The sequence below is a fragment of the Mesorhizobium sp. WSM4840 genome, assembly GCF_055811755.1.
Map to the genome: position 1 here is coordinate 118,761 of NZ_JBVVQD010000010.1, position 13,038 is coordinate 131,798.

At 65.1% G+C, this 13,038-nt stretch carries 11 protein-coding genes; all 11 read left to right on the forward strand.

The genetic code is table 11. The features are described 5' to 3' along the window. The first annotated feature begins 88 nt into the window (after window positions 1-88). Window positions 89-1,216 (forward strand): BMP family ABC transporter substrate-binding protein, encoded by a 1,128-nt coding sequence (locus AC0L3I_RS15725; RefSeq protein ID WP_473527467.1) that lies wholly within the window; start codon window positions 89-91, stop codon window positions 1,214-1,216. A 58-nt stretch (window positions 1,217-1,274) separates the two neighbouring features. Next, entirely contained in the window at window positions 1,275-2,399 is a 1,125-nt protein-coding gene (locus tag AC0L3I_RS15730; protein WP_473527531.1) for an ABC transporter permease, read from the forward strand. After that, window positions 2,399-3,325 carry an ABC transporter permease gene (locus AC0L3I_RS15735; RefSeq protein WP_473527468.1) on the forward strand — a complete coding sequence of 309 codons (927 nt, stop codon included), beginning with the start codon at window positions 2,399-2,401 and terminating at the stop codon, window positions 3,323-3,325. Before AC0L3I_RS15730 ends, AC0L3I_RS15735 begins: the two co-directional genes overlap by 1 nt. Before the next feature lie 25 nt (window positions 3,326-3,350). After that, entirely contained in the window at window positions 3,351-4,052 is a 702-nt protein-coding gene (gene biuH, locus AC0L3I_RS15740) for a biuret amidohydrolase (protein ID WP_473527469.1), read from the forward strand. 9 nt (window positions 4,053-4,061) lie between these two features. Further along, a complete protein-coding gene (locus tag AC0L3I_RS15745) occupies window positions 4,062-5,591 on the forward strand; it encodes an ABC transporter ATP-binding protein (RefSeq protein WP_473527470.1) in 1,530 nt (509 codons plus the stop codon). After that, window positions 5,591-6,259, forward strand: coding sequence for a cysteine hydrolase family protein (locus AC0L3I_RS15750; protein WP_473527471.1), 669 nt, complete (start codon window positions 5,591-5,593; stop codon window positions 6,257-6,259). Before AC0L3I_RS15745 ends, AC0L3I_RS15750 begins: the two co-directional genes overlap by 1 nt. Continuing rightward, window positions 6,252-6,602: a cupin domain-containing protein gene (locus AC0L3I_RS15755; protein ID WP_473527472.1), complete on the forward strand. Its 351-nt coding sequence runs from the start codon at window positions 6,252-6,254 to the stop codon at window positions 6,600-6,602. Before AC0L3I_RS15750 ends, AC0L3I_RS15755 begins: the two co-directional genes overlap by 8 nt. Then, window positions 6,599-8,428 carry an allophanate hydrolase gene (gene atzF / locus AC0L3I_RS15760; RefSeq protein WP_473527473.1) on the forward strand — a complete coding sequence of 610 codons (1,830 nt, stop codon included), beginning with the start codon at window positions 6,599-6,601 and terminating at the stop codon, window positions 8,426-8,428. Before AC0L3I_RS15755 ends, atzF begins: the two co-directional genes overlap by 4 nt. A gap of 171 nt (window positions 8,429-8,599) precedes the next feature. After that, window positions 8,600-10,804 carry a hypothetical protein gene (locus tag AC0L3I_RS15765; RefSeq protein ID WP_473527474.1) on the forward strand — a complete coding sequence of 735 codons (2,205 nt, stop codon included), beginning with the start codon at window positions 8,600-8,602 and terminating at the stop codon, window positions 10,802-10,804. Then, window positions 10,801-12,231 carry a YeiH family protein gene (locus AC0L3I_RS15770; RefSeq protein WP_473527475.1) on the forward strand — a complete coding sequence of 477 codons (1,431 nt, stop codon included), beginning with the start codon at window positions 10,801-10,803 and terminating at the stop codon, window positions 12,229-12,231. Before AC0L3I_RS15765 ends, AC0L3I_RS15770 begins: the two co-directional genes overlap by 4 nt. Window positions 12,232-12,276: 45 nt before the next feature. Beyond that, window positions 12,277-12,990, forward strand: a complete 714-nt coding sequence (locus tag AC0L3I_RS15775) for a phosphoadenylyl-sulfate reductase (protein ID WP_473527476.1) — start codon at window positions 12,277-12,279, stop codon at window positions 12,988-12,990. Window positions 12,991-13,038 lie beyond the last annotated feature (48 nt).

Here is a 13,038-nt window from a genome sequence, read left to right on the forward strand (position 1 = left end):
CTAGCCTTTGAACTGGCACAGCGATTGCATGCACTTTTACGAGAAGGGAATTAATCGACCCGAAAAGGGTTCAACAGGGAGCATTCACATGACCGAGAGATTCATGCTTAGCCGCCGCGAGTTGCTCAAGACCTCCGCCGCCGGAGCGGCGCTCGGTCTGGCCTCGGCGTCTTTCCCGATCAGCAGGGCGTTCGCCGCTGCCGTCACTGTCGGCTTCATCTATGTCGGACCGAAGGACGACTACGGTTACAACCAGGCGCATGCCGAGGGTGCTGCCACATTGAAGGCCATCGAGGGCATCTCCGTGGTCGAGGAGGAAAACGTCCCCGAGACGGTCGATGTCCAGAAGTCGATGGAATCGATGATCAACCTCGACGGCGCCTCGCTGATCTTCCCGACCTCGTTCGGCTATTTCGATCCGCACATGCTGGCCATGTGCGCGAAATTCCCCGACGTGCAGTTCCGCCATTGCGGCGGCATGTGGAACAAGGACAAGCATCCGATGAATGCCGGTTCCTATTTCGGCTATATCGGCATGGGCCAGTATCTCAACGGCGTCGCCGCCGGCCACGCCACCAAGACCAAGAAGATCGGCTTCGTCGCCGCAAAGCCCATTCCGCAGGTCCTGCTCAACATCAACTCCTTCCTGCTCGGCGCACGCTCGGTCGACCCGACCATCACCTGCCAGGTGATCTTCACCGGCGAATGGTCGCTGGCGGTCAAGGAGGCGGAAGCCACCAATGCACTGGTCGATCAGGGTGCCGACGTCATCACTTGCCATGTCGACAGCCCGAAAGTCGTGGTCGAAACGGCGGCGGGACGCGGCGCCTTCATCTGCGGCTACCATGCCAATCAGAGCCCGCTGGCGCCGGAAAAATATCTGACCGGCGCGGAATGGAACTGGGCGAAGGTCTACAAGATGTTCGTCGACGACCTCATGGCCGGCAAGCCGCTGCCCAATTTCACGCGCGGCGGACTGGCCGACGGCTTCGTCAAGATGAGCCCGCTCGGCCCCGCCGTCAGCGAGGCGGCGCGCGCCCAGTTCGACGGCACGCTCGCCGAAATGATGAAGGGCGGCTTTTCGGTGATCAAGGGGCCGTTGAAGAACAACAAGGGCGACGTCGTCGCAACCGAGGGCCAGACCTTCGTCGAAGCCGCGATCGAGTTGGAAAGCATGGACTATCTCGTCGAGGGTGTCGTCGGCTCGACCGCTTGAGCATGGATCGGAGACGGGGGCCATGGCAGACACCGTGAGCAGTGCGAGCGTGCCAGTGATGCTCGGCGCCCGGGGCTACCCCACGGCGCTCGAATGGATCGCCCGGCGGGCGGAGGCCTTCGTCATCCCGCTCGCGGCGCTGATCGTCGGCATGGCCCTGTTCAGCCTGTTCATCGCGCTGGTCGGCAAATCGCCGGCGCAGCTCTATGAAACGATGTGGCGCGGCGGCTTCGGCTCGTGGTTCTCGGTCCAGAACTCGCTGTCGCGGGCCGCACCCTTGCTGCTCGCGGCGCTCTGCGTGGCGCTGCCGGCCCGGCTCGGCCTCGTCGTCATCGGCGGCGAAGGCGCGATCGTGCTGGGCGGCGTTGCCGCGGCTGCGATGGGCGTGGCCACCAGCGGTGCCCCCGCCTTTTTCGATATTCTTGCCATGGGCGTGGCGGGCATGGCCGCCGGCGGCATCTGGATCGGTGCCGTCGGCGCGCTACGCCACTACCGTGCCGTCAACGAGACCATATCGAGCCTGCTGATGGCCTATATCGCCATCGCCCTGATGAACCATCTGGTGGAAGGGCCGCTGCGCGATCCTGCCTCGCTCAACAAACCGTCGACCGAGCCGCTGGCGGAGGCCTACCGCATCGGCAATATTCCAGGCATGGACGTGCATTGGGGCCTGGTCGTCGGCGTTATCGCCTGCATTCTGTCCTGGCTGCTGATCGAAAAGACCCGCTGGGGGTTCGCCGCCCGCATCGCCGGCGGCAATGTCAGGGCAGCCCAGGTGCAGGGACTTGCTGTCGGACCGCTGATCGTCGGCTTCACCGCGCTGGCCGGCGGCTTCGCCGGCCTTGCCGGCATGCTGGAAGTTGCCGCCGTGCAAGGCAGCGCCAACGCCTCGCTCGCCGCCGGCTATGGGTATACCGGTATCCTGGTCGCCTTCCTCGCCCGCCACAATCCGCTCGCCATCATCCCGGTCGCCTTCCTGCTTGGCGGCATCGACGCCTCCGGCGGGCTGATCCAGCGCCGCATGGACCTGCCCGACGCCACCGTGCTGGTGCTGCAGGGCATGCTCTTCGTCGTCATCCTGTTCAGCGAAACCTTCTACGGCCGCTTCAAGGCCTTCAATCCCGACCTCTGGCAGAGGGGTGATCTCTTGAAGGGGCCTGATCTCTTGAAGGGGATTGCCTGATGGACTCGACCGAGATCGGCCTCTGGGGCGTTCCGCTCGCGATGCTCGGCGGCGCCATCCGCGTGTCGACGCCCTTCATCTTCGTGTCGCTGGGCGAAGCCATCACCGAGCGTTCGGGGCGCATCAATCTCGGCCTCGAAGGCACGCTGGTGTTCGGCGCGATGACTGCCTATGCCGTCGCGGTGATGACCGGCTCGCCATGGCTCGGTCTGCTGGCCGCCGCCGCCGCCGGCCTTTGTTTCGGCCTGTTCCACGGCTGGATCTGCAAATTCCGTGGGGTGAACGACATTGCCATCGGCATTGCGCTGATGCTGTTCGGCTCGGGTCTCGCCTTCTTCTTCGGCAAACCGTTCATCCAGCCCTCGGCGCCCGACCTGCCGGCGATCCCGTTTGGCGGCTGGTCCGATGTTCCGCAGGTGCAGGCGGCGCTCAACATCAACGTGCTGTTCCTGATCGGTGCAGCACTTGCCGTGTTCCTGTGGTGGGCTTTCCGCAACACCCGCGCCGGCCTGATCCTGCGCGTGGTCGGCGACAGTTCCGACGCCGCGCGCGCCATGGGCCTCAACCCGAATACGGTGCGCCTCATCGCCACCGGTATCGGCGGTGCGCTGGCCGGTATCGGCGGCGCCTATCTGTCGCTCTACTATCCCGGCAGCTGGACCGAAGGCATTTCGTCGGGACAGGGGCTGATGGCGGTGGCGCTGGTCATCTTCGCGCGCTGGAACCCGCTCGGCTGCTTTGCCGCCGCGCTGCTGTTCGGCGGCGCCGGCGCGCTCGGGCCGGCGCTGCAATCGGTCGGCGTCACGCAAGGCTACTATCTGTTCTACGCCGCACCCTACATTCTCACCCTCGTCATCATGATCGCCACCTCGTCGCCGAGCCGTTCGCTGGCTGGCGCGCCGGGCGAACTGTCGATCACCAAATGACGTTTCCAGACTGGAGTTTTGCTCAATGAACGCCAGAGCCGAGGTCACGCAGCGCTATATCGATGCCGATCCCTATCCATGGCCCTACAATGGCGAGCTTCGGCCCGACAACACGGCGCTGATCATCATCGACATGCAGACCGATTTCTGTGGGCCGGGCGGTTATGTCGACCATATGGGCTACGACCTTTCGCTGGTGCGGGCGCCGATCGGGCCGATCAGGTCGGTGCTCTCCGCCATGCGGGCGAAGGGCTACACCATCATTCATACGCGAGAGGGCCACCGGCCCGATCTCGCCGACCTGCCGGCCAACAAGCGCTGGCGCTCGCGCCGCATCAATGCCGGCATCGGCGACCCCGGACCCTGCGGGCGCATCCTGGTGCGCGGCGAGCCGGGCTGGGACATCATCCCCGACCTCTATCCGGCCGAAGGCGAGCCGATCATCGACAAGCCGGGAAAGGGCTCGTTCTGCGCCACCGACCTGGAATTGATCCTCAACCAGCGCGGCATCGAAAACATCGTGCTGACCGGCATCACCACCGATGTCTGCGTGCACACGACGATGCGCGAAGCCAACGACCGCGGCTTCGAATGCGTGATGCTGGAGGATTGCTGCGGGGCGACCGACTACGGCAACCATCTCGCTGCGATCAAGATGATCAAGATGCAAGGCGGCGTGTTCGGCGCGGTGTCGAACTCGGCGTCGTTCGTGGCCCAGTTGCCATGAGGTTCGACCATGGGTGACCGCGGCAAAAAAGCGGTTGGCGTCGAGACCATCGGCATGAGCATGCGCTTCGGCGCCTTCACCGCGCTGGACCACGTCTCCATCAAGGTGCCGGCGGGATCGTTTCATGCGCTGCTTGGCGAAAACGGTGCGGGCAAGTCGACGCTGGTCAAGTGCATCATGGGTTTTTATCACCCGACCGCCGGCAACATTCTGGTCGACGGCCGCGAGGTCACGATCGCCAGTCCGAAGGATGCCTCGGCGCTCGGCCTCGGCATGGTTTACCAGCATTTTACGCTGGTCCCGTCGCTGACGGGTGCGGAAAACCTGGTCATTTCCCGCGAGAAGGTGCCGGGGATCATCGACTGGCGCAAGGAGCGCGCCGCACTTGCCCAATTCATGGAGCGGATGCCGTTCAAGCTGCCGCTCGACGTCAAGGTGGCGGAACTCGCCGCCGGCGAGAAACAGAAGCTCGAAATCATCAAGCAGCTTTATCTCGGCCGCAGCTTTCTGGTGCTGGATGAGCCGACGTCGGTGCTGACCCCCGGCGAGGCGCAGGAAGTGCTGGGCCTCGTGCGCGGCATGACCAAGGCGGGCGACCTCACCGTGCTGATGATCTCGCACAAATTCCACGAGGTGACGGCTTTCGCCGACGACATCACGGTGCTGCGCAAGGGCAGATTGACCGGAACTGGGAAAGTATCGGACCTATCTCACAAGCAGATGGCGGCGATGATGATCGGTGACCAGCCGATCGCCGCGCTCGACTCGCGTGCTCCAGTGCCTGTCGGCGCCAGGCAAATCCTGACGGTGAAGGCACTGAAGGCGCCCGACCGCACCGGCCTGAAGACCATCAACATCGGTGAGCTCGATGTGAAATCCGGCGAGATCGTCGGTGTCGCCGGCATTTCCGGCAACGGCCAGAAGGAGTTTTTAGAAGTCCTTGCCGGGCAGCGTACGCGTGATGCCGGCGACGTTCTGGTGAAGGGATCGCCCTACGGCGCCAGCCGCACCGAGGCACGCACGCTCAATGTGCGCTTCATCCCGGAGGAACCGTTGCGCAATGCCTGCGCGCCGAGGATGACGGTTGCCGAAAACATGGCTTTCCGGACCTTCGACCTGAACGAGGCCGGCAAGCCGATAAGCTGGATCCGGATGAGCGCCATCAGGGACTATGCGACGCGCCTGGTCGAGCAGTTCAAGGTCAAGACGGCCTCGCTCGCCTCGCCGATTTCGTCGCTCTCCGGCGGCAACGTCCAGCGCGCTGTGCTCGCCCGCGAACTGACCGGCGAGGTCGATCTGCTGATTGTTTCGAATCCGTGCTTCGGCCTCGACTTCTCCGCCGTCGCCGAAATCCGCGCCCGCATCATGAAGGCGCGCAACGCCGGCGCCGCCGTGCTCCTGATGTCCGAGGACCTCGACGAATTGGTGGAGCTTTCCGACCGCATCTTCGTCATGTCCGACGGCGCGCTGGTCTATGAGACGCCGATCGCGCAGGCGAGCGTCCAGACGATCGGCGAGCACATGGCCGGACATCACTGATGGCGGCAATCGACGCGCTGCCGTTTCCGTTTCCCTTCAAGCCTGAGGCGATGGCGCTGGTCGTCATCGACATGCAGCGCGATTTCGCCGAGCCGGGCGGCTTCGGCGCCAGCCTCGGCAACGACGTCAGCCGGGTGGTGGCGATCGTGCCGACGGTGAAAAGGCTGATCGAAGGGTTCCGCGCCGCCGGCCTGCCGGTGATCCACACGATGGAATGCCACAAGCCCGACCTTTCGGATCTGCCGCCGGCCAAGCGCAATCGCGGCAATCCATCGATCCGGATCGGCGACGTCGGCCCGATGGGCCGTGTGCTGATCGTCGGCGCGCCGGGAACGGCGATCCTCGACGAGCTTGCCCCGCTGCCGGGCGAGATCGTCATCGAAAAACCCGGCAAGGGCGCGTTCTATGCCACCAGTTTCGGTGAGGACCTGAAACGACTCGGCGCGCAGCAACTCGTCTTCGCCGGGGTCACGACGGAAGTCTGTGTGCAGACGACGATGCGCGAGGCCAACGACCGCGGCTATGAATGCCTGCTGGCCGAGGATGCGACGGAGAGTTATTTTCCGGAATTCAAGGCGGCCGCGCTGGCCATGATCAGGGCGCAGGGCGCGATCGTCGGCTGGACGGCGACGACGGACCAGGTGCTCAAGGGAATTGCCGATGCCTAACATTGCATACCCGGCTCTCATCGATGGGGGCTGGCGTGATCTGGCATTCGAGCATTTTCGCGACGGCATCACGGTGCATTGGCTGCTCAAGGGCGGACCGGCCGAACCGTCCGTCGCCATCCTGAACTATCGGCCCGGCGCCGGCGTGCCGCGCCATCGTCATGTCGGGCTCGAAACCATCGTCGTGCTGGAAGGCACCCAGAGCGACGAGAACGGCGACTATCCTGCCGGAAGCGTGATCCTGAACCTGGTCGGGACCGAGCATTCGGTGTGGACGAAAGACGGTTGCGTCGTGCTGATCCAGTGGAATCTGCCGGTGGCCATTCTGGACGAGACGAAATGAGCGACATCCGTTTTGATATCGGGAGCCTGCACGCGGCCTATGCCTCTGGCACGTCAGCCGCGACCGTAATTGAAACCGTGTTCCAGCGCATAGCGGAAGCGGACGATCCCGGCATCTTCATCCACCTGGCGAGCAAGGCGGACCTGCTCGCCGAAGCCGAAGCACTCGGCGGATTCGATCCCGTGGCAAAGCCGCTCTGGGGCGTGCCGTTCGCGGTCAAGGACAACATCGATGTTGCCGGCATGCCGACCACGGCGGCCTGCGCCGAATATGCCTACTTGCCGGCGAAAGACGCCACCGTCGTCGCGCGTCTGAGGGCAGCCGGCGCGCTGGTCGTCGGAAAAACCAATCTCGACCAATTCGCCACCGGCCTCGTCGGCGTGCGCACACCTTATCCAATCCCGAGAAACGCGGTCGATCCGAAACTGGTGCCGGGCGGCTCCTCGTCCGGCTCGGCTGTGGCGACGGCGCGCGGCATCGTTTCTTTCGCACTCGGCACCGATACCGCCGGCTCCGGCCGCATTCCCGCCGGCCTCAACAATATCGTCGGGCTGAAGCCGACCGTCGGCGCGCTGTCGGCCGTCGGCGTGGTGCCGGCCTGCCGCACGCTCGACTGCGTCTCCGTCTTTGCGCTCACCGTCGATGACGCCTACAGCGTCTTCAGGGCCGCGGCGGCAAAGGATGATGCCGATCCCTATTCGCGCTTCACCGCGCCGCCGCCGCTCGGTCCGCGTCCACCGGTGCTGTCTGTCGGCGTTCCGGCAAAGACGGACCGGGAATTTTTTGGCGACGCGGCCATGCAGGCGGGATTCGAAGCGGCGCTGCGGACGCTGGAAAAACTTGGCTGCCGGCCGGTCGAAATTCCGTTCGGTGATTTCTACGCCACCGCCAACTTGCTTTACGAAGGCGCCTGGGTGGCCGAGCGCTATGCGGCGATCGCGGATTTCATGGAAGCGAACGAAGCGGCCATGCATCCGGTGACGCGCACAATCATCGGCGGCGCGCGAAAGCTCTCCGCGGCAGACGCGTTCAACGGCCTCTATGCGCTGCAGGCCTACAAGGCCAGGCTGGCGCCAGTCATCGCCTCGGTCGACCTTTTCTGCGTACCGACCGCGCCGACGCATTACACTATCGGCACCGTCTTGGCCGATCCGATCGTCACCAACAGCCGGCTCGGCACCTACACCAATTTCGTCAATCTGCTCGACATGTGCGGCATCGCCATACCGACGGGCAAGCGCGACGATGGCTTGCCGATGAGCGTCACCTTGCTTGCCGCTGCCGGCAAGGACGCCCTGACGGCGGCGCTGGCCAGCGAGGTCCATCGAGCCAGCGGTCTTGGCCTTGGCGCGACTGGTTGGGCGATGCCTGCTTCCCCCGCCAAAATCCCTGATTTCGATGACGACATGATCGAGATCGTCGTCGTCGGCGCGCATCTGTCGGGAATGCCGCTCAACGGCCAGCTCTGCGCGCTGGGAGGCCGGATGAGCAGGGCCGCCAAGACGGTCGCCTCCTATCAGCTTTACGCGCTCGCGGGCCAATCTGTGCCGAAGCCGGGGCTAGTGCGTGTTGCCGATGGCGAAGGGGCGGCGATCGATGTCGAGGTTTGGCGGCTTTCGCCAGACGCGTTCGGACGCTTCGTGGCCGCGATCCCGCCGCCGCTCGGCATAGGCACGATCGAGCTCGACGAGGGGACATCGGCCAAAGGCTTCCTGGTCGAAACCGCCGGGTTGTCACGAGCTATCGACATTTCGGGCTATGGCGGTTGGCGTAGCTTCATCGCAAAGGCCGGCGGAGAGCGACTGGAAAGCGTTCCGGCCGATTGAACGACCGGCCGTTCGCGCCGGCAACCTCGGCGCGACCTCAATTCATAGCAGCGATGCTCGGCGAGCCAGCCACGCCGAATGCCGTAAGCGATCCGTAAGCGCGCGTGTTCGAAACATTGCACCGTGAGTGGCAGGCGACATCAAGCGCTTGCGACTGCCGGAGACCTCGCGATGCGAACAGGCAGTGCAGTGGCCGCAACAGGTTTCGTCGGGACACATCAGACCCGGCGATGGTCCGTGCCGTCGGGTTTTTCTTCTCGCCGGACGCTGTCGACGGCAGCGGTGATAATTCTCAGCCTGCTGCCGGCTTCGGGGATCGCTGGAGATCAGACCCCCGATTGGCGCCTGAACGCTCGAATCGTCGCCGTCGGGCTGCCCGACGTGGCCGGCGTGCGCGAGGTGGGCCGCTTTCATGTCGGCGGGCCGATACCGGGAAATCCGGAATTCCTTATGGCGACGCGCGAAGGGCGGGTGCTCGATCCGCTCAGGGTTCTGGTGGCCGTGGGCAGCAATTTCGGCGCACCACCGGGCGATCCGGCGCTTGAGGCCGGGGCGATCCTGTCCATCGATCCGCGCGCGGGCAAGTCTGGTGGCACCATTGTCGTTCCGCAAGACCTCACCGGTAACGACGGAGATGCGCGGGTTCAGCTCTACACGGCGCAGAGCGAACGGTTTCTCAACCGGCAGTACAATGCCGGAGCCCGAACCGCTCGCCTCGCAGCCGCATCCGGACCGCGATATATTTCGATCAACAACGCCTTCGGAAGGCCCTGGATCGCTAACGCGCCTAGCGGGATTAATGGCGAGGGCAGCGTCACCGTCGTCGACCCCGACGGTGCGCCACTCGCCAACGCGCCAAGCCGCGTGGCCGGCGGCGTGTTCGCCGGCCGACATACCGATCGCGAGCAGACGCCGAAAGCACAGCCGAGCGGCTGGCTTGGCAAGCTGCTGAATTATCAGGCAAGCGGCCAGCTTACAGCGGGCGGAATGCGGACGGGCGCGCTCGGAACGGCGTTTCTCGGTCCGTCGCCGGACGGCAGCGGCTTTGCCGTGTTCGCCGCCGTCACGGCGGATGGCGGCGTGGTTCAAATCCATGTCCAGGACGGCGTCGACGGCTTGGCCGGGCCTGGCACGGTAAGCACCGGCCGGCGCACGGTAAGCACCGGCCGGGGCACGGTAAGCACCGGCCGGGGCACGGTCAGCACCGGCCACGGCATCGGCGACGATCCCGGCGTCATCGGCATCGCCTTCAAGTGGAACCCGGACCGCGCTCTCTACATCGCCGATCCGGGCCGTGACCGGCTGGTGCTGCTTGAACTGGAGGACGACCGGCGGCATTTCACGGTGGCCGGGACCCGCACGATCTCGCTGCCGGAATTCGACCGTCCGGTCGACGTTGCCGCCGTCATTCCCGAAATCGCCAATCCGCAGTTTTCGAGCCACACGACGTTGGCCGGCGGGTCTGATCTGTTCGTCGCCAATCGCGGCGACGGCTCGCTGCTGCGCTTGAACCAGGACGGCCGGTTTCTCGCCCGGGCGACGATCGAGATTCCAGGCCTTGGACCCCTCGGCCCCGATCGCCTTCGTGCGATTGCGACATCGGCTGACGCGCAGCGGATCTGGATAACGATAGGCGGCGACATTCCGGGATTTCCGGGTCGCGAAGGCGTGCTCATCGAGATCCCCACCTTCGGCGAGCACGGCGCGTCAAAGACGACGCAGGAGACGCAAGGCACACCGGCCGACGCCAATCTTGTGGCACGCGGAAAACAGGTGTTTCAGACCGACTACACGCCGCAGACCGGCCTCGGCCCACTGTTCAATGCGGCGTCCTGCGTGGCCTGCCATCCCGGTCCCGGCGGCGCGAGCATTGATGAAAGCCACTTTGCGCGCAGGATAGCCCACATGGATCCGGTGTCTGGGCGCACGGTTCCGATCGATCATCCCAACAGCCCGGTCGCCAGACGCCATGCCTTGCGCGATGGCATGGCGATCGTGCCGGCGGCGATGCCAAGCCAGGCCAATGTGATTTCGCTGCGCATGCCGCTCGCTCTCTACGGTATCGCCAGGATCGACGAGATACCCGACAGCGTCATCGAAGCGCAGGCGGTCAGCAAGGGCGACGGCATCAAAGGCCGCGCACATCACGTCGTCGACGCCCAAGGCGCATCGCGGGTCGGCCGATACGGTTGGAAGGCTGATATCGCCACCCTCGAAGACATGGTGGCGAACGCTTTCGCAAACGAACTCGGCGTCACCAGCGCGACTGTCAGCCGCGAGGCGGGCGCGCAGCCGATCGAAGACGATTCCGCACAGATCGACGCGGTCGCCTCCTATCTGCGAGTGCTCCGCCTGCCGGATGGGGCAAAGCCATGAGCCTCGCCCTGACGCTCCCCCATGCGCCGGAAAAAGTGCGTCCGGTCTTGCCTGGCGTCATCGTTGCTGCGGCACTCGCCCTTGCGGCCGGCTGGATCGCCGGCGGACTGGGCGAGCCGCTGTCGCGCAACCCGGTCCTCGTCGCCATGCTCTTCGGACTGCTGATCGGCAGCAGCTTCGCCTGTCCGGACGCCTTGCGCCCGGGGCTCGACTTCACCAAGCGCTATCTGTTGCGGCTCGCCGTGGTGCTCGTCGGCTTCCGCATCACGACGCGGCTGTTCCTGGATCTGGGGTTCATGCCGCTCGCGGTGGCGGCCATCGAGCTGATCCTGGTGCTGACGCTGCTCTACGCCATCGCGCGCAAGCTGTTCAGGCTCGACGCCGAGATCGCGCTGCTTGTCGCGGTCGGCAGCGCCGTCTGCGGCGCCGCGGCGATCCTCTCGATGGCCGCGCTCGTGCGTGCACGCGACCAGAGCGCCGGCATCGCCATCGCCTTGATCACGCTGAGCGGCCCGGTGGCGTTGCTCGCCTATCCGGTCATGTTCCTGGGCGGTTGGCTGCCGCATCTCGACGACCGCCTCTATGGAGTGTTCGTCGGGGCGAGCATCTTCGAACTGGCGCAAGTCTACGGCGCCTCCTTCGCCATTTCCGACGACGCGCTGAACACCGCCACACTGGTCAAGCTCAGCAAAGTGCTGATGCTCGTCCCGCTTCTGCTGGCCGCCAGCCTGGTGTTTCGCAGCCGCAACAAGGCGCAAGAGGCCGCGCCGATCCCGTTCCCGTGGTTCATCGTCGCGTTCATCGGCGTGGTGATGCTCAATTCGGAGATCATCCTCAATCCGCAACTGCGCCGCGTCATCCTCGATGTCGACCAGTTCCTGTTCCTCATGGTGATGATCGCGCTCGGCATCACCACCCGGGTCGGCCGACTCGGAGAGGCCGGTGGCGCTTGGCGCCTGATCGGCGTCGGTTTCGTCGGGGTAGCTCTGTCGGCGGCCCTGGCCTATTGTGCGCTGATCCCCTTCTCGGCGACCTTCCTGGCCGCATCACCCTCATCGAGCCAAAGCGCGATGCTTAGCAGCCATGGCGGACGGCTTTTCGCCTCGGTCGGTTGCGCCAAATGCCATGTGCCGGCGCTGGAGGGTGTCAACGGCGAAGTCGAGCTGTACTCCGACCTTTTGCTGCACGACATGGGGCCGGCGCTCGACGACAAGATCGTCCAGGGCGATGCCATCGGCGCCGAATGGCGGACGACGCCGCTCGTCGGCGTCGGCCTGCGCCAACGTTACCTGCACGACGGCCGCGCGACCACGCTGCGCGATGCCGTCTTCGCCCATGGCGGCACGGCGCAGATCGTGCGCGACCGCTTCTTCGACCTGGACGAGACCGACCGCCAGGCGATCCTCGATTTCGTGGCGAAGCTATGATGCGGCCTCGTCACACCACCACCGTTTTTGATCGGCCGAACCGCCATGTATGAAGCCCTCATCGCAGAGCTGAACCATCTCGACGGACCCGACCTGCTGGCGCCGCTCGTCAGCGACGTGTTTTGCGGAAACATAGCGCTGGTGTCCTCGTTCGGCGCGGAATCCGCGGTGCTGCTGCATATGGCGGCCTCGATCGACCGTTCGCTCCCCGTCATCACGCTCGACACCGGAAAGCTGTTTTCGGAAACGATCGCCTATCGCGCGCAGTTGACGGCTCTGCTCGGCCTCACCGATCTGCGCGTCATCACGCCCCAGGCGGATGTCTTGCGGGCGCTCGACGGCGCTGGAACGCTGCACCGCCGCGATCCGGACCGGTGCTGCCAGATCCGCAAGGTTCTGCCGCTCGAAAATGCGCTGACTGGTTTCAAGGCCTGGATTTCCGGTCGCAAGCGATATCATGGCGGGCTTCGCGCCGATGTTCGGACGCTCGAGGAAACTGACGGACGCGTGAAAATCGATCCGCTTGCCCGCTTCACCCGCCAACAGATCGAGGCCTATCTCGATTGCTATAATCTTCCCCGGCACCCGCTCCTCGAAAAAGGCTACCTCTCGATCGGCTGCGCGCCCTGCACGGTCGCGTGCGGCAGCGCTGACAATCCGCGCGCGGGCCGCTGGAGCGGACTGTCGAAGATGGAGTGCGGGATTCACCGGTCGCCCGCCGGCGCGGCCTCACACAATTCGGTCTCCTCCGCGTCCTGATTTCGCGATCGCAGACATCCAGTCGACGCCTAGAATCGGCCATTGCCG